We start from the raw sequence: 17,687 nt of genomic DNA, 5'->3' as shown, positions 1-17,687 counted from the left end.
TGTAAAATTTTAAATACATGCTTCCAGGCCGTTGACCCTGCCCCCAAAAGTCTCTTATATTTACTCCCGACACAACAACTCAGAACGGGTGGTGGGATGATTTTGTTCATTAATAAAGGCAAGAAAGTGCTCGCTATGCTTACACTTATACCCTTGGCTACAGGGATGGTCATGGGGGCTTTCCCTGCTGCGATAACGTATGCAGATGCTGGGGACAACACATCGATCAACAGCTCGGCAACAGGTTCTTGGCAAACGGGAGATTTGCATGTACATACGTTTGAGTCCGATGATGCACAGGTTTCACTGGAGAACGTGCTCGACGCGGGTTTAACCAAATATGGGCTGGACTGGATCGCGCTTACGGATCATTTGCGGTTATCCAAGCGAGATCACAACGGGAAAGAGATTTCGGGTGGACCAATACCCATGTCCCAAGGGATGAATGAATATCAGGTACCACAGATCAAGGCCCTTCAGGATGCAGGCAAATACGCAGGAAAAACGATCTTCTCCGGTTTCGAATGGGACATGCCGACACATGAACACGTTGGGGTGGGGATTCTTACGGATGAACCAAACTCAACCGAAGCGCTGAACGCTGCCAAGGAATTCGAATACCGTTTCACGAATCGCGCTGCGAACCTGTTTAATGCGGCGGACGTAACAAAATGGGATCAGAACGGAGCGCGTGCGTACACGACTCATCAGGATGCGCTAACCGCTATCAATTGGCTCGCAACGAACTATCCAACGACAAGTTATGCGATGATCAACCACCCTTCACGCGGCAAAAACAAATATACCGTCGCGGACTTCCGTGAGTTCAACGATCTGGCTCCACAAGTGGTATTTGGTATCGAAGGTATGCTGGGTAACCAGATGGAACCGGATCGTGGAGGGTACAACACAAGCTACAATGTAGCTAATCCGACCGCAGATGATGGATACAAATACCGCACATACGGCGGTGTAGACTATATGGTCGCCAAGGTTGGCGGACTATGGGATGCATTGCTGGGAGAAGGACGTCACTTCTGGAACTATGGCAATTCGGATTACCACTTTAAGACGATTGGCACGAATTCCAGTGGTTATTTTCCGGGCGAATATGCTAAGACCTATTCGTGGGTTGAGGGCACAGGCATGCAGGCAGTACTGGATGGACTGCGTTCGGGAAAATCATTTTCCGTATTCGGTGATCTGATCAACGCACTGGACTTCACAGCTTCCGGAGCGGGTGCTCAGGTTGAGATGGGCGGAGACCTTCATGTGACCCAAGGCGATGAAGTAGAGTTGAAGATCCGCTTCAAGAGTCCAACCACGAGCAACAATTATGAAAAACCAATCAACAGTGGCACGTCCGCTGGACAAGTACCCGTGGTGGATCACATCGATCTCATCGCTGGGGATGTGACAGCCAAGGCCCAGAAGGGTACAGCCGCATATAACAAAGACACCAACGACACTACCAAAGTGCTGGCTACCTTCACGTCCAACGATTGGACGACAGACGCCGAAGGTTATAATGTCATCACAACCAAGATCAAAGCCACAGACCAGGACAAGTATTTCCGCCTGCGCGGTACGAATCTGGGCATGAACGTGACAGGTGAGACTGTAAATGGTGAACCACAACTTGATCCGAAAAATACGACAGCTGATGCAACGACCCGTTTTAATCAAATTAACGATAGCAACTATCGCGATCTGTGGTTCTACTCCAACCCAATCTTCATGAGTGCCACACCTTACAGTGACGCACAGGCTGTAACCGATACGCTCCAAGCAATTGATCTGGGCGATCTGAACGCGGTCCATTCCGATCTCACCCTTCCTGTCGAAGGGAAACATGGTGCAACGATTAGCTGGTCCAGCTCCAAGCCGGAACTAATGAATAACGAGGGCAAGCTGCTAACGCAACCGGACAATAATGAGCGATTGGAACTGACAGCAACCGTGCAACGTGGCACGGAGTCTCAACCCAAAACGTTCACTGTCATTGTGGAAGGCACGAATAATCAGGCGCTGGTGTTAAAAAGCAACATGACAACCGCTGACGGCCAGCCGTATCACACGGATACATGGACGAACCAGTCCGTAACGGTTAGTGTAACCAGCGCAGTATACGCGCCTGCTACTTCCGCGATCATCGAGTTGTCTCGTGATGGAGGGCAGACGTACGAACTATATACAGAGAATACACCTTTGGAGGTAACGGACCCGGGAGAGCACAACCTTTTATTCCGAGCAACAGACGATCTGGAACAAACGTATACTTTACCTATGGTCATTAAAATAGACCGTGAGATTCCCGTCATCACCCTGCAAGGTAGCAGCCAGATGACGCTGAAGGTGGGAGACACATACAACGAGCCTGGAGCACAGGCTTCTGATAATGTCGGCATCCTTGGTTCCGTGCAGGTGGATGGCACGGTGAACACACAAGCAGCAGGGATCTACACCCTTCGGTATAACGTAAAGGATATCGCTGGTAATGCAGCTCAGGAAGTTATCCGTACCGTTACTGTACAAGCCCGCTCAGACAATGGTGGCGGAGGTTCAGGTGGAGGTAATGGAGGCAACTCTGGTGGGAGTTCTGGAGGAAGTACACCAAGTGTGCCAACAACGCCTACCGTTCCAACAACGCCTACCGTTCCAACCACACCAACCAATCCGGAAACGGGGTCAGATTCATCCACTGAAGTGAAGGTAGAGGTGGAAGCGAATCAGCCGGTCCAAACGGGTTTGAAAGACATCGTGCATTTCAATGTTCCATCGGGAGCCATTGGTTCCAAGGATACACTGCAAGTGTCTGTGGTTGCCAAGGACAAGTTGCAGAATACAGCTTCCCTGAATGTACTTGGACAAGCTGTACAGATCAGCCGCAGTGGCGGAAGAACATTGAATGATCAGGCGGCATTGAGCCTGAATATGGATTCGGGAGATCTGCCTAACGGTACCCAACCTGCAATCTACTATTATAATGAAGCTCGTCAGAGCTGGGTATTTATCGGTGGCAAGATGAATGCAGCAGGAAGCATAACGGCCAATGTTAATCATCTGGGTACATTCGTTGTGTCCAGTTACACACCGGTGAATCTGTCTGACCTGAATGGACACTGGGCTTCCGACTATGCAGATCGTTTGTTGGGCATGAACGTGATTCAAGGTTACACAGATGGTACGTTCCAACCATCGAAGAAGATCACACGGGCAGAGTTTGTTACGTTGCTCAGTAAGGCACTGGCATTGAAGTCCGTGGATTCGGATCTGACATTTGCAGATCAAGGTAGTCTGCCAGACTGGGCAAAAGGTGATATTGCCGCAGCCGTGCAAGCCGGAATTGTGAAAGGCTATGGTGATAACACATTTAAGCCTGATCGGACCATTACGCGTGCCGAGATGGCTGTTATGATGGCGAATGCGCTGAAAATAAGTTCAGATGCACAAGCCGGAATGTCTGACAATACATCCGTTAAACCAAGTTTCACCGATGCATCGCAGACACCATCTTGGGCACAAGAAGCACTGGATGTAGCGGTGCAGGCCAAGATTGTGAGCGGATATACGGACCATACGGTTCGTGCAGGAAGTGAAACGACCCGAGCGGAAGCTGCGACGATGATCTATAACTTGTTGCTGGCCATGTACGTGTAAGGAGTAACGAATAGAATTAACCGTATATAAAGCAGATAAAGTAGATATAAAGCAGATAAAAAAACTGATATCCTTTTGGGGTATCAGTTTTTTTTGGATTAAGAATATCTCATCTTGGATGGTATTTAAGACGTTCCATAGCTTTAATTCACGAAACGAAAGGGCAAGTTACTGTGATAGAATGAGTTAGGTTTGGATGATGAAACGGTGGGGGCTAGAAAATGAACAAAACGGAGCGGCAACTTGCGATTACGCTTGAGTTGCAGCGAAGAAAGATGTTACGAGCAGAAGATTTAGCGGCTCAATTTGAGACAAGTGTACGTACAATATATAGAGATATTCAGGCATTAAGTGAGGCTGGTGTTCCGATTATGGGTGCTCCGGGTCATGGGTATTCCCTTATGGAAGGATATTTTTTGCCCCCGGTAAGCTTCACAGCGGAAGAGGCCGTATCCCTGCTCATGGGAGCTGATTTTATCGAACAGAGATTGGATACAGAATACGCGATGGAGGCTAAGTCGGCTCAACGCAAAATTGAAGCGATTTTACCTGAATCCGTTCGTAACGAATCCACACGTGTTCGGGAAACGATGCGACTGCTTCATACGGTTGAACCTTTAACCCGAGCGCGGGTGAAAACATACCTTAACCAGATACGTAATGCCATTCTGGATCAACGTAAAATCAGTTTTATGTACCTGAAAAAAATGCCGGGAACGGATGGCAATCGGTATAACATGCGTGAGGTTTCTCCATATGGCCTCTCACTTGTTCAGGAGAATTGGGTGTTGATCGCACGTTGCGATATGCGACAAGACATTCGTCATTTTCGTTTGTCACGTATGACTGAACTTTCCGTGCTGGAGGATCACTTCCTGTTGCCGCCAGATTTTGATCTGAACAGTTATCGACCTCCTGACGACCGTAACGAACAAGTATTAATTCGGGCTAATCCTGAAATTGCTGACAAAGTTATGGAGGCCCTGCATTTTTATATGGATGCATTTGAGGAGCAAGAGGAAGGTGTCATTTTTCATTTTCGTGTCCGCTACCCGGAAGAAATATTGCATTATTTACTTGGCTGGGGTGGAGATATCGAGGTCTTGGAGCCGGAGTCTTTACGCTTCCGAATGAAGGAAGTAGCCAAAAACATCTTAAAACACTACTGACATACACCTGTCAGTAGTGTTTTTTTATACTTTGATATATCACAGATCAAGAGGAGTGGGTTGAAGGATGAGAAGTACAACGGAAGTATTGACATCATTTGAAACGGCAGTAGAACGATATTTGGCAGAACTGAACAAATTGGATATGGGGAGCTTACATAAAAAACAGAGTGAAGAGGAATGGTCCATTGGACAGATGTATGTACATTTGATTCAATCAGCGCTTTTCTTGCATCTGCATAATATTGAGCAGTGTTTGAACAGCGGGGATTCGACGTTAAACTTGGGGGAGGAAAAAACAGAACCGGGTAGGAAAGTGTTCGAATTAGGACAATTCCCTCCCGTTCCAATTAAGGTTCCTGCTTCCCCGCAGTACACCCCGCAACCACCCGAGAGCATGGAGTCCTTGACCGATGGGCTTCACGAGGTAGTGGACCGGATGAGAAGCACGGCAGCTGTTCTACACCAAGCGTCCGTAAACAACAAAATACGTCATCCAAGGCTTGGCGCTCTAAACGCTCAGGAGTGGTTTTTGTTGATAGAGATGCACTACAGACATCATTTTTTACAATTGGATCGATTGATATCGAATCTGGAGATGTAAACGAGAGAAGGGAATGGGATGTATTCATGAAACCAAATCAGGACAGCAGATATTGGATTGGTGTTGTATCTGCTTCTCATGTAAATGTAGCCGTAGAGGGAGGGTTTGCGCAGCTGTGCCATGGCAAGTCAGCACTGTTGCGACAAATGTCCGCGGGTGACTGGATGATATACTATTCTCCACGCACAGACATATCAACAGGCAAGCCACTTCAGGCTTTTACCGCTATTGGTCAAATTACCGATGACAGGATATACCAATATCAGATGTCGGAATCATTTGTACCCTTTCGCCGAGATCTTCGTTATCTTCCGTGTCGAGAAGTAAAGATCGCAACGTTGTTAGATCAACTCAGTTTTACACGCGGGAATCGCAATTGGGGGTTTCCATTTCGTAAAGGTCACTTTGAGATTGGGGCTGAAGACTTCAGGATGATAGCTTCCTCCATGTTGGAAGATGAGACACAGTCACTACTGGATATTAGCTTAAGCCAGAAATGTTAACCAAAGCAAAAGGCCCATAGATTGTCTATGGACCTTTTGGCTTTATGGATAATCATATCCTCCACCGTTGATATTACATTTACGAAGACGACGAATGCCCAAGGAAAGACCTTTAATCGCCCCGTATTTCTCAATAACTTGAATCATATACACAGAACAGCTTGGTTCAAAACGACATTTATTCCTCACTTCAATGGGGGCAAAACGTTGATAAATTCTAATACTCCATATCAGGATCACTCTAACACGTCGTAGAACTATGAATAACATACTTGCTATGAAAACAATCTGGGCACTTAGCAAAGCATATACTGGAATGAATGGATTCAAGAGATAGAAACAGATCATAGAGATGATTAGACCTGCGAATAATGCAAGTGTAACGTTAAGCAAAGACTTCAACCAATCGATTTCTGGAATAACATGAGTTCTTATATAGAAACTGCTTCGAGGGTCGTTTTCTTCATGATGTGTATGTAAGAGTCTAATAAGTTCTTCTTCGGATGGCATGTTATTAAATATCAGTTCCTCAGATTCTGAGTTTCTCATGATTGTTGTACTATTATTAAATCTCTCTGTAGAAAATCAGCATATAATGATGCGTTGTAACAGGTTGCTGGAGACAACCGGGCTTCTCGGTGACAGCTAGCGACTCCATCGATTGATAGATCCATCCGGATTGTGCTTTGTGATTGATGATATCAGCAAATAAATTAACAGCAGCCTGAGTATCACCTCGGTTTACTTGAACATTTTTGGGACCTGGAACGACTGTGTACTCTCTCATTTAAATCATCCTTTCATATGTTGGAATTATGGCAATAGGCATTCCATTATTTTACTATGGGTATGGTGAACTGTCGATTGAAAATTATTAGATGAGATTGGATTAAATGATAGGCCATCTAACAGGATGGTCTTTGTTGTTATTAAGGTTTAAATTCAAGTGGAAAAGTCAATAAAAGCTCTGTAAGCAACGCTGTACAATCTACTGAAAACCAGTACAATTGAACCTATAAAACCATGAAATAAAGAGAGGTATTTCTCCATGACGGATACAAGTGGGAATCGCAAAGTTGACGGCTATCTAAAAAAACTCAAAGCGTGGAAGGAAGAGTCCACAAAGTTGAGAGAGATTATTCGGGATTTTGAACTGACAGAGGATATGAAATGGATGCACCCTTGTTACATGCTGGATGGGAAAAACATCGTTCTGATCCATGGATTCAAAGAATACGTGGCCATTCTGTTTTTCAAAGGTGCTCTGCTGAAGGATACACACGGCATTTTGGTCCAGCAAACGGAGAATGTACAGGCAGAACGCCAGCTTCGCTTCACCAGTCTGGAGCAGATTGTGGAGCAGGAGGCTATGATCAAAGCCTATATCCAGCAAGCGATTGAAGTGGAACAGGCCGGACTGCAAGTGGAAATGAAAAAGACTACCGAATATAGCGTTCCTGAGGAACTTCAGCAGCAGTTCGATGAGAATCCTGCTTTCCAGGCCGCATTTGAAGCACTGACACCCGGACGGCAGCGGGCATATCTCTATTATTTCTCACAACCGAAGCAATCCAAAACAAAAGTGTCACGAATCGAGAAGTACATGCAGCCGATCCTGGAAGGCAAAGGATTGAATGATTAATCTTATAACAATATATTTGAGGGAAATTTAAGAGTGAAAACGAGTTGAAAGCCTTTCAGATATAATTCGAAAGGCTTTTTGCTGTTTTTGCTAAAAGTGTAGATAACAGGAGAGTGTCCCATATGATTCGAACTTACCAATACTACGCAATATTTAATTTAGCTGAGGATGGAATTAATGTTACATTTCCTGATCAGCCTGGATGTATCACCTGTGGCGAATCAATTGATGAAGCATTAGTGATGGCGAAAGAAGCACTAGAATTATTTTTGGATGGAGAACCTGTTGAAGATATTCCGCCTCCTCAAAGCATAATGCCACAATTATTGAATCCTAAAGATAAAGCATATTTAATTGAAGCAAGTATTACGTATTATTGATGTTCTATTTTTACATATCTGAAGCTACAGCAGAAAGATCGGAATAAATAAGGCAGGCAGCAGATTCAATACCTTGATCTTCGTAATCTTCAAAATATTTAACCCCGTACAAAGCGCCAGGATGCCGCCAATCAGCGTAATTTCGTTCATGATGTTTGTCGTCATGAAGACGGATAAGAAATCAGCCGAGAAGAAGACCAGTACTTCGATAATCAATAGAATGAACGCTGAGAAGATGATGCCGATCCCAAAGGTGGATGCCAGAATCAATGACGTAATACCTGAGAAAATCGTATTGATTTGTAAAAAGGTATTATCCCCCTGTAATGCACTTTGTAGTGGCCCCAGAATCGGGATCGATCCCACGCACAACAATGAGATAGCAACCGTTAATCCTTCATTTAAGCCATTGGACGAGAATTTGGTCCTGATGTTGGACAAGATGTTCTCGAAATCAATGAGTTGCCCAATTATCCCGCCTATCGTCAGGAAGAAGAACGACGTTAGGTTTATTTTGGTACCAACGAATGATTTCGTCGCCCATTTCAGAACCGTACCCAATGGTATCCACACCACCTTGTAAAGCGACCCTTATTCTTCATGCTTCCCATGGGAAGTTGCTCACCAGTGCCAGATAAGGAGCCCCATGTCCATCCGTACATTTAGGAAAAAAACGGAGACGAGCAGATTGGGTCTGACAAATCATCGTTGTTAATCTCATCCCGCAGCTGCACGATCGTTGTTAATCTCATCCCGCAGCTGCACGTCAGTGTAAAAGAATTCTCCCACACGACGCCTCGTCGTCACACCTGCATGGAGTACAGTCAGTGCGTTATGTTTCATTTTTTTCAAAACGTTTCTGCCGAACTTGGTATCCAATATCCGATCATAGGCACACTGCAACAAGCCTCAAATGGTGGATATGCTTTGCGCTACTTTTTTTTGGACTTAGATTAAAGTATTTTTAAGAATTGGAAACATTTATGATAAATTACTCGTTATATACAGTGTGGGTGACATGAATATGGAAGGTTTGGATTGGAGGGAAACAAAAAAAGATTGAGGTAGATAAGCGCAGTTTAACAAATTTATTCAAATCTAATGAAATGAGGGGGAAGGTTTAAAATGAAATCTCGAAGAACTTTTTTATTCTCCGTATTTGCACTAATATTCACACTCTCTTTTGTGTCACAAGCATATGCTGCTTCTACTGATTTGCCATCATATCCTATTGCAAAGCAAGAGAAGAGTGAATGGTGTTGGGCAGCAGTTAGTTCAAGTGTTCTTAAATTCATGGCTAACAAAAATGTCTATCAATGCGATTTCGTTAAGAAAGTGAAGTCAACCAGTTCTTGTGCAAATGTATCGGCATCCACAGTAGAAGCCCAAAGTGGAATGCATGACTATGGAGTATCTTCTAATTATTACTCAGGTAATCTAAATGTTGCCCAAGTAAAAAGTCAGATTGATGGAGGGCGCCCCGTATATGTGAGTTGGAAATGGAATAGTCCTACGGCTCTTATTGGTCATGCAGTTGCTATTTATGGCTATAGTAATACTCCTACCTATACTTATTATATGCATTATCTGGATCCTTGGGATGGAGTGAAAACTTCAATGGAATTCTCGAAATTTAACGGAGGTACGGGAGCAGAAAGAACGTGGAGATGGGGACTTAAAGACTTTTGGCATTATCAATAAGGATTAGCTGAGGAGGTCTATAATCATGAAATATATTAGAATTTTAATGATGATAGGGATAGGTCTAATGGTCAGTTACATTATGGCTCCAAGTAGTTATGCCAGCAATGTACCTGAAGATGTACAGACCTTTGCCAAAGGACAAGGATTGGATGAATTCAAAAAAATGGTATTAGACGATCCTGTGGGATATGGCTATGAGAATGAAGAAGAAGTTAAGTCTGTCACTTTAGGCCCTGGCTTCGAAGTATACTTATTTGACTCTGAGAAATTTGAAAAAGTATCTGACAGTCTGATTGATGTGTCTAAGCCGACAGGACAGTATGACTTTATTGTGCAATCGGGCGGTGTTGGAAAGTCATTTCTTAGTATAGAACAATTCGAAGGTGAGTTCAGATTGGTTCTTGCAGGAGGAGATGCCTCCAGGTTGGATGCGTCCTTAAATACGATGACAAAATCCTTATCTACTGACGTAGATACGCTTAATCCGGTATTAATCAAGGACGGAAATATCCGTTATTTGGCCGTGAAGATCAATGGTAAAGAAGTAAATATACCAGATGTACCTACTGAGAAAAAATCACTTATGGGAGGTATGGATAATAATCAGCTATGGGATTCCTCCAAGACGATTGATTTCTTAAAAGATGTGCAATCCCAAGGAGTTGATCCAGAAGTAGACGGTGCGGGTGGCTATCCGGTCATTAACTCCGGTACATCTCCGAATAATTATATGAGTATAACAATAATGAGTTTGGTCATTGCTTTAGTAGGTTCAATAGTAGTGTACATGTGGGTAAGAAAAAGACAGAGCTTGAAATGATTTAAACACCACATACAACATTTAAAACGAAGAACTCACCTTCCGTTCACAAAAGTAAGCATGTTGAGGGTTAAATTGAAGTTTTGTTTAACCAAAAGCACCTACGGTTTCAGGGTATCCTCCCTTCGTAGTTGCTTTTTTATACTGGGTTTTACATGTTTTTGAAGAGGGTGGTGGAATGATTTTGTTCATTAATATTCACTCCTGAATTTACCAAACTGAGTTTAGAACATCGTCGACTTCTTTGATTCTTGTGACAGATGGTGTTTGAATTAGATTTCCTTTGACCATAACCATGGAGATGTCTGACAAGGCCTCGATATGTTCGAGCGGATTTTGCTCTATGATAATCAGATCGGCATGTTTTCCGATATCCACCGTCCCTGTAACATCGTCAACACCGAGGATCTTCGCATTGGTTCGGGTCACCATGTCGATGACCTGTTTGTTGTTCAGGTTGGCCTGTCTCATGTAGTGGTCCATCTCTCTCCACATATCATAGTGAGTCACGTAAGGCATAGCGGCATCAGTACCTATGCCGATGGTGATGTCGTTTTCGATCGCTTGTTTCACACCTTTGAGCATTGAATAGTAGACGAGTCTGGAATTCTCTTTTACCGTTGCACTTACCTTCGTTACGCTCGTATCCAGTAAAGCGGAGGGATAAGCGGCTTGAAGGGTGGGGATGAGTGCGGTGTAGCCATTCAGGGCATTGGGATTATTTTTGTACAAACGAATGATTTCGTCGTCCATCTCCGAACCGTGCTCAATGGTATCAACGCCACCTTGTAAAGCTACTCTTACGCCTTCCGTGCTCTCCACATGTGCTGCCACCCGCAAGCCAATCTTATGCGCTTCATCGCAGATCGCTGCAACTTCGTCCACCGTCATCTGTAAACGGCCAGCTTCGCCGACCATCTTCGCATCCGTCACACCACCCGTGACACAGATTTTGATCAGATCGACACCGTGTTTCACATTGATGCGTACATTTTTTCGTGCTTCCCACGGGGAATCGCCCACCAGAGCGAGGAATGGAGCACCATGTCCGCCCGTGACACTTAGGAAAAACCCGGACACAAGCAGATTAGGGCCGACAAAGTCGCCGTTATTAATCTCATCCCGCAGCTGGACGTCGGTGTAAAAGAATTCCCCCACACTGCGCATCGTTGTCACACCCGCATGGAGCGCGGTCAGCGCGTTGCGTTTCATTCGTTTTTTCAATACGTTTCTACCAAATTTGGTGTTCAATATCCGATCATAGGCAAACTGCAACAAGCCTTCACTTACCGAAAGACTGAACGGTTTACCATCTGCAAAGAGGTGCACGTGGGCATTAATCAGTCCTGGCATTACGTATTTTTCTGAGAGGTCGATTGTTGTGTAGTGACTTGGGATATGCAAATCGTTATCTCGTCCGATATCCTGAATAAGTCCTTGTTCATTGACGAGAATGGTCATGTTTTTTTGCAGATTGCGGCTTGAGTCGCCGTGGATCAGATTGACGTTTTTTAATGCGTAAGCGGTATTCATGTGTGTTCCTCCTTGGAATGTAGGTGAGGTGAGTAGTTAAGGTAATGAAGATACATGTTTCAATAATGAATAAATAATTCATTTTTAGGTTAAAAAAATAGCCAGATCTATGATGTAGTTATTTTGCGTGCAAACCAAGTGAAGTTGATCTGATCTGCACGCTTTGTCTAACCGGCATAAATGATGAGATGGAGCGTTATTCGTTGAGACTCTTCATACCGTACAGTCTGTATACATATAACGCTTCGAATATTTGCTTCCGGCTGTCCTCACTCATATCCCGTTTCAATAGATCCAGGTTCATGTCGATCACGTTGTGTGCGAGGATGTTCAGTAAGATCAAGTTCTCCTCAGTGCCAATCTCATACCGTTTATATTGATTTTTGAGATATGCCTTCTTGGTTTCGATCATCAGCTCAACAAGTTCATTCTTGGCGTTGGTGTAGATGGTGCCTTTATTCTTTTCGAAGATGATGACAATCTGATTCCGGTATTTCCGTAATACATCCACCTGTTCCTGCAACAGCGCCGACTTCCGCTCGCTATCCGTTTCCTCGAACAGGGTCTGATTATCAAAGTGAATCGTCTCCACCAGCACATTTTTCAGATAATCGACCAGATCCGGCGGCACGACGGCGTAGAATAGTTCTTTCTTGTTCTTGAAATAAGTATAGATATTGCCCACGGAAATATTGATCTCATCCGCAATATCGCTCATCTTGGCATCGACATAGCCTTTTTCAAAAAAGACCTTGAGCGCCGCGTATTCAATCTCTTTCCTGACTTCGTCTTTCTTGGCTTGCACCATCGGGAACGACTCCTTAATAGTGAATGAATGATTCGTTATTAGAGTAGATCTTTTTGAGGGGAATGTCAAATGGATTACATTGATAAAAATAAAATACCATTGAAACAGAACGTATGTTCCTGTATAATCAAGTTATAAAATATATTATAAAGAAATATTCTTTATTCGACTAATATCGACAGGATGAATCGTCTTTACATGATATTCTTTATAAAAAGTTAGGTCGTAAGTACCTAAAAGGGAGGTCATGTAGTTGTTAGAATCAATCGTTGATATATCCGGAGATATTAAAAGAATTATAATGATGACTAAGGGAAGAACCTCTCATAAAAAACTAATTTGCATACAAGAATACATGAGAAGTCAACATAACCTTAATTGGAATTTAGAAAGTGTTGAGGATTTAGAAGAAAAACTAAATGATGTCAATATTGACCCTGAGATGATTTCTGAAATTTATGAATTATTAGATCAAAGCTTTTCTCAGGGATATCCATTCTTTGTATATGAATTATCGTTACTAAATAATGTTTCAGAGGATAACTTAAAGGAATCAATAGAGAAATGTTTCAAGTTAAATGTGGAATGTACTCCTTTTCAAAAATCCTACATTTATTTGAAAAGGATAAGTGAAATCGAACACATTCAAGGAGACTCTTTGCGTTTTTCTGTTGTTTATGAGCAATTCGAAGAAAAACCTATAAGAGGAGGGGGGATAGAAAAAGGTAAGAGTGAAGAAAAGACAACTTTTGAAGTATTCTTTGATTTTAAATTCTCATTATGTTATTTCAAGTCTGGTGATAAAAAACATACCCTTTGTGTACAAAAGTACTTATCTCGTAATATTAGTACCCTATCTTTGATTTCATTTTCTGTACCAACCAAGCTTAAAACAGTGACCTTTCTAGGGGATATTCCTATGGATAATCAAACTGCACTTATTTTAGATTTTCTTGAAGAACAATTGGAAATGGATGAATTCTTAATCACGGATTATTTCAGCATAACATTTGAAAATCGCAAAAGCACTAAAGTGAAAGCTGTAAGACTTAGTGGCAGTAATCTGTTTGAAAGCTATGAAGTAGCAGAGAGAATGAAGTATCAAGATAAAATAAAATCAGTAAAGTTCCAACTCGTGAAAGAGAAAAAAAGATTAGATGGTAATGTTTCTGTGGTACTTTCTGCGGTAAGAATTGATTTTCCGAGTACTTTCAAGGTTGTATTTAGTGAAATGCCAAATTCTGTGTACTATAGAGAGTTTATACAGCATATTGTCACAAGTATGAAAAAATCAATCTCTAAGGAACATAGCGCCTCGGAAATTGAACTTCGAATGGCGAGATTGATTAGGCTTGCAGAAGTTAAGGATTCTTATATTGTGCAACGTACATTAAACGAAATTAAAGATAAAATAGATCAATTATCACTAGAAGACAGTAGTAAAGAGGCAGTTTTAAATTTGCTTACAGAGTATATGCCTGTGAGGTGAGTATGGAGTGAAATATAGCGATGCATTTTTTCTTTATCATATAAAGAAGAATGAATTTGCAGGAGATATGATTAAAAGTCACCAAAGTTATTGGGTCAGATATCAGGAGGTGGATAATTATGTATGCTACTATTATTACATAATGGAATATGGCTTTCATGAAATTCCAGTATGGTTTAATTTCCATCTTAACTATGCAGTTATCTTTGTTAGTAATTCTGATTTTATTACAAATGTTATACGGGAGATCGAGGAAACATTTTATTTTCAATGTGAAGTGTTGGTTGTTGAAGATTTAAATCAAATAAACAATATAAATATAATTCCTAATGCGGGTTTTGTTCTTACAGATCTCTTGAAATTTGATTATGATCGTATCAAAACAATTAAAAAAGTATTAGGTGATAGGATTGGGTATGAAAGAGAATCTTTACATGAGTATTAAGGCTTTTTTCGAATACGTTTGGAGTTTATTGGTTGATTCAAGTGATGTAGTAGAATATGTAGGTTGGATAACAGCTAGTATCTTTGCGATTATTGCTGTTTTTTCTATTTTTTTAGCCTTTCAATTTCAAGTAAATGTTAGCGATTCAGGAAAATTGATTGGAAAGATGAGAGAAGTATTTAAAAATAGAAAAATTGAAGACTTGATTAATGTACGTGAAGAATTCATAAGTGTTAATTCTAAATTTGTGATAGTTACGAATGCAGTGGATATTACACAAAGAGTAATTAAATTTCTTATCGGAATTTGGAGTGTGAGTGGTTTATCAGTTTTGGCTAGAGAGTCTTTTAGTGATGATATGGGATTTAATTTAATTCGATTCTGTTTGATAGCGAGTGTAACAATTCTATTTTTATATTTTGTTTCTAAACTGTCCCAAATAATTAGTGACTTTTCAAGTACAGAAGCAGAGAAAAATCAAATCTATAATCAAGAAGATCTTTGTGACATTGAGAAGTTAATTCCTATGAGAATAGATGTTACTGATATTATTTATCTTTCTAATCCAGCCTTTAGTTTCTCTACTTGGGGGGACGAGCCGTATGTTGAAACATCAATAGAACAAAATGTAGTATTCAGTAATTTCAACATCTTGTTAACAATTATTTCCGAGGAAGTACAAATCTTCATTGGTGCTTCAATAAAAAATCCTAAAAAGTCTACTTCCGTTCTATTTAGCTCACTAAATGATAGAGAAAAGATTAATCAATTTCTTTTTGAACATGGATTCACCTCATCTGATATATCCATCACAATTAGTGCTGGTGATATATTGAGCCATTATATGGCTCAGGTTGAAGTTTTAAATGAAGATAATTATAAAATAAGTATGGGAACAGAAATAAATAATTCTTGGTCACCACCATCTGACAAAATAGATCTTTTGAGACAGGGGCAAGAGTTTGTCTCAGTCCATTTTAATTAATAGCACTATATTTCTCTAATCTCAATAATCTCCCTAATATCATCAATATCCAACGCCTCAGCAATCCGTTCAATATGAGCAAAGTTGATGTTCTCTCGCTTCCCGGATTGTAACTCACTCAAAGCAGCGTGACGGATATCAGACAAACGTGCAAGTTCGCGCAGTGAAATATTATGTTTTTCCGTGAGTTTATGAATATTGACGACGACTTTCTTAGCCATGAGTATCACTCCTAAAATTTCCATATGGTCTTGACGTTACGCATGAGCGTACCATATACTTTTTGTATATCTGGTACTCTTATGCGTACCAATTTTAGGAGTGGTGACATGACAAGTACCAACAGCGAAGACCTCGCTTTGCAGTATGCACAACTTGTCCAACAGGAAGACGATTACGTCGATCAACTAGTCACATGCAACAAACTCATCCTAGACGCCATGGACATCATTGCAAAGCAGGCAGGTATGCTAGACATGGATACCGTGAAACAAGCAGCATATCACCTTCATTCCATGGAACAGGATCTGAACCGAAAGTTATTTAAAGTCCGACTGGAGAAGAGCATCTTGGCGAATCGAATGAGCCAGTCTACATAAACCACCTTAACTAAAAGACAGTGCAGGATCACACAAGATGATCTTGAACTGTCTTTTTGTCTGTCCATCCAAACGTTTTTCGCACTGAATTAAGCATTGACTTTCCCCACTAATCCCCCTAAACTTCAATTATTAAAACACTTTTAAAAACATTCGTTGAATGGTTCGAAATGAACGAAAGGAGGCATATAACTTAACATGTTACCCACATCACACAACACCCAGCAGGTGAAGCGCATTAACGTTGAACTGGTGAAGAATACACTCCGATCCATGGGCGTAGGCACGAAGGCATCCATTGCGAACCTGACTAAACTCAGCGTAGCGACATGCGGCACGATCCTGAACGAATTACTCCAAACGGGTGAGATTATCGATCTGGGCCCAGATGAATCGAGTGGGGGAAGACCTGCGAGTCGGTATCAGTTTAATGCGGATTACGCCAGCGTACTGTGCCTGATTATTCGAACGGAGGGCGGCACTCACTCGATCACACATACATATGCCAATCTGAACGGGGAAATGGCGGACGAACAGACACTATTTATGGATGAGATTAATGTCCCGGTGGTAGAGGATCTGATTGCAAACCTGATCAAACAACACCACAATGTGCTGGCGATTGGTATTGGCATACCTGGTGTGGCACACAACGGCGTTATTGGGATCTGTGACGTACCGGAGCTAATGTATCAGCCACTCGGCCCAAGGCTTAAGGAGCAATATGAAGACGTGGAAGTGGTCATTGGCAACGATATGAACCTGACGGTCTACGGACTGTATAACCAGCAGCAATTTGAGGAAGAGAAGAACTTTGCGGTGGTGACTTTTCCGGAGAACCATTTTCCGGGTGCAGGCTTTATCATTGATGGTCGTCCGCTGACAGGGAATACGCAATTTGGGGGCGAGGTGTCCTTTTTACCTTTTGGCGTGTCACGAGAAGAGCAACTGCGCATGTTGAAAACGACAGAGGGTTTGCAGGAGCTCGTCGTACAGACGCTTGTATCCATCATCGCGATCATTAACCCCGCTACGATTGTAGTCACAGGGGATACGACGGACCCTGCTATGAGGGATGACCTGACGCAAGGTTGTCTGGATCGAATGATTCCATTGGAGCATATGCCGGAGTTAATCATCCAAAGAGACACTCGGCGCGAATATGTTACGGGGCTAGTCGCGGTGACGCTGGAGAGCCTGACCTACCGCATTCAGGTGATTGAGAAGCAGTGGTAAAGGACAAAGGAACTTTTACAAGTATTCTATTTTTAGGAATAATGCTTAACTATGTTTCCTATTTCAAATGTACAAATCATTGACACGATAACGGAGAGGGCAGAACCAAT

The 17,687-nt window shown here is 42.2% G+C and carries 20 protein-coding genes; 13 read left to right on the top strand and 7 right to left on the bottom strand.

All coding sequences use genetic code 11. The annotated features are described in order from the left end of the window. Window positions 1-102 precede the first annotated feature (102 nt). From NST33_RS23635 to NST33_RS23620, 4 genes are all read left to right on the top strand, one after another. Complete coding sequence (locus tag NST33_RS23635) at window positions 103-3,660, top strand: S-layer homology domain-containing protein (protein WP_339305331.1); 3,558 nt, start codon at window positions 103-105, stop codon at window positions 3,658-3,660. Between the two features lie 221 nt (window positions 3,661-3,881). Further along, window positions 3,882-4,829 carry a YafY family protein gene (locus tag NST33_RS23630; protein WP_339305329.1) on the top strand — a complete coding sequence of 316 codons (948 nt, stop codon included), beginning with the start codon at window positions 3,882-3,884 and terminating at the stop codon, window positions 4,827-4,829. Between the two features lie 67 nt (window positions 4,830-4,896). Beyond that, the gene (locus NST33_RS23625; RefSeq protein WP_339305327.1) at window positions 4,897-5,433 is read left to right on the top strand and encodes a DinB family protein; all 537 of its coding nucleotides are present in this window, start codon (window positions 4,897-4,899) and stop codon (window positions 5,431-5,433) included. A gap of 26 nt (window positions 5,434-5,459) precedes the next feature. After that, window positions 5,460-5,936, top strand: coding sequence for an EVE domain-containing protein (locus NST33_RS23620; RefSeq protein ID WP_339305325.1), 477 nt, complete (start codon window positions 5,460-5,462; stop codon window positions 5,934-5,936). A 42-nt stretch (window positions 5,937-5,978) separates the two neighbouring features. On the opposite strand, the gene yidD is transcribed toward NST33_RS23620, so the two are convergent. Both yidD and NST33_RS23610 read right to left on the bottom strand, forming a co-directional pair. Next, the gene (gene yidD / locus NST33_RS23615; RefSeq protein ID WP_339305323.1) at window positions 5,979-6,485 is read right to left on the bottom strand and encodes a membrane protein insertion efficiency factor YidD; all 507 of its coding nucleotides are present in this window, start codon (window positions 6,483-6,485) and stop codon (window positions 5,979-5,981) included. A 16-nt stretch (window positions 6,486-6,501) separates the two neighbouring features. Then, entirely contained in the window at window positions 6,502-6,723 is a 222-nt protein-coding gene (locus tag NST33_RS23610) for a hypothetical protein (protein ID WP_100529170.1), read from the bottom strand. Window positions 6,724-6,984: 261 nt separating this feature from the next. Between NST33_RS23610 and NST33_RS23605 the strand changes: the two genes are divergently transcribed. Then, window positions 6,985-7,578: a YdeI family protein gene (locus NST33_RS23605; protein WP_339305321.1), complete on the top strand. Its 594-nt coding sequence runs from the start codon at window positions 6,985-6,987 to the stop codon at window positions 7,576-7,578. 122 nt (window positions 7,579-7,700) lie between these two features. After that, window positions 7,701-7,958 (top strand): type II toxin-antitoxin system HicB family antitoxin, encoded by a 258-nt coding sequence (locus NST33_RS23600; RefSeq protein ID WP_339305319.1) that lies wholly within the window; start codon window positions 7,701-7,703, stop codon window positions 7,956-7,958. A 24-nt stretch (window positions 7,959-7,982) separates the two neighbouring features. Here NST33_RS23600 and NST33_RS23595 read toward each other — a convergent pair whose 3' ends face one another. Both NST33_RS23595 and NST33_RS23590 read right to left on the bottom strand, forming a co-directional pair. Further along, on the bottom strand, window positions 7,983-8,519 hold the full coding sequence (locus tag NST33_RS23595) for a DUF554 family protein (protein ID WP_339305317.1): 537 nt from the start codon (window positions 8,517-8,519) through the stop codon (window positions 7,983-7,985). A 156-nt stretch (window positions 8,520-8,675) separates the two neighbouring features. Next, complete coding sequence (locus tag NST33_RS23590; protein ID WP_339305315.1) at window positions 8,676-8,801, bottom strand: hypothetical protein; 126 nt, start codon at window positions 8,799-8,801, stop codon at window positions 8,676-8,678. A gap of 282 nt (window positions 8,802-9,083) precedes the next feature. Here NST33_RS23590 and NST33_RS23585 point away from each other — a divergent pair, with 282 nt between their 5' ends. Then, entirely contained in the window at window positions 9,084-9,659 is a 576-nt protein-coding gene (locus NST33_RS23585) for a papain-like cysteine protease family protein (protein WP_145323752.1), read from the top strand. A gap of 25 nt (window positions 9,660-9,684) precedes the next feature. Continuing rightward, window positions 9,685-10,482 carry a hypothetical protein gene (locus NST33_RS23580; protein ID WP_339305312.1) on the top strand — a complete coding sequence of 266 codons (798 nt, stop codon included), beginning with the start codon at window positions 9,685-9,687 and terminating at the stop codon, window positions 10,480-10,482. Between the two features lie 210 nt (window positions 10,483-10,692). Here the strand turns inward: NST33_RS23580 and NST33_RS23575 are convergent, their stop codons facing one another. Further along, window positions 10,693-12,015 (bottom strand): amidohydrolase family protein, encoded by a 1,323-nt coding sequence (locus NST33_RS23575; protein ID WP_339305310.1) that lies wholly within the window; start codon window positions 12,013-12,015, stop codon window positions 10,693-10,695. Between the two features lie 196 nt (window positions 12,016-12,211). Next, on the bottom strand, window positions 12,212-12,823 hold the full coding sequence (locus NST33_RS23570; RefSeq protein WP_090809647.1) for a TetR/AcrR family transcriptional regulator: 612 nt from the start codon (window positions 12,821-12,823) through the stop codon (window positions 12,212-12,214). A 253-nt stretch (window positions 12,824-13,076) separates the two neighbouring features. On the opposite strand from NST33_RS23570, the gene NST33_RS23565 reads away from it, so the two are divergent. Genes NST33_RS23565 through NST33_RS23555 form a run of 3 tightly spaced genes read left to right on the top strand, consistent with a single transcriptional unit; the run spans window position 13,077 to window position 15,742 of the window. Continuing rightward, window positions 13,077-14,312: a hypothetical protein gene (locus NST33_RS23565; RefSeq protein WP_339305308.1), complete on the top strand. Its 1,236-nt coding sequence runs from the start codon at window positions 13,077-13,079 to the stop codon at window positions 14,310-14,312. Window positions 14,313-14,319: 7 nt separating this feature from the next. Continuing rightward, window positions 14,320-14,757 (top strand): hypothetical protein, encoded by a 438-nt coding sequence (locus NST33_RS23560; RefSeq protein WP_339305306.1) that lies wholly within the window; start codon window positions 14,320-14,322, stop codon window positions 14,755-14,757. Continuing rightward, window positions 14,747-15,742, top strand: a complete 996-nt coding sequence (locus NST33_RS23555; RefSeq protein ID WP_339305304.1) for a hypothetical protein — start codon at window positions 14,747-14,749, stop codon at window positions 15,740-15,742. Before NST33_RS23560 ends, NST33_RS23555 begins: the two co-directional genes overlap by 11 nt. Window positions 15,743-15,747: 5 nt before the next feature. Here NST33_RS23555 and NST33_RS23550 read toward each other — a convergent pair whose 3' ends face one another. Next, entirely contained in the window at window positions 15,748-15,963 is a 216-nt protein-coding gene (locus tag NST33_RS23550; protein WP_339305302.1) for a helix-turn-helix transcriptional regulator, read from the bottom strand. A 108-nt stretch (window positions 15,964-16,071) separates the two neighbouring features. Between NST33_RS23550 and NST33_RS23545 the strand changes: the two genes are divergently transcribed. Together NST33_RS23545 and NST33_RS23540 are read left to right on the top strand one after the other, a co-directional pair. Further along, window positions 16,072-16,341, top strand: coding sequence for a hypothetical protein (locus tag NST33_RS23545; protein ID WP_339305300.1), 270 nt, complete (start codon window positions 16,072-16,074; stop codon window positions 16,339-16,341). 198 nt (window positions 16,342-16,539) lie between these two features. Beyond that, window positions 16,540-17,577 carry an ROK family protein gene (locus NST33_RS23540; protein WP_339305298.1) on the top strand — a complete coding sequence of 346 codons (1,038 nt, stop codon included), beginning with the start codon at window positions 16,540-16,542 and terminating at the stop codon, window positions 17,575-17,577. The last annotated feature ends 110 nt before the right edge of the window (window positions 17,578-17,687 follow it).

The sequence above is a fragment of the Paenibacillus sp. FSL L8-0435 genome (genome assembly GCF_037965655.1).
Taxonomy (GTDB): Bacteria; Bacillota; Bacilli; order Paenibacillales; family Paenibacillaceae; genus Paenibacillus.
This window is presented reverse-complemented; position numbering and strand designations above follow the sequence as displayed.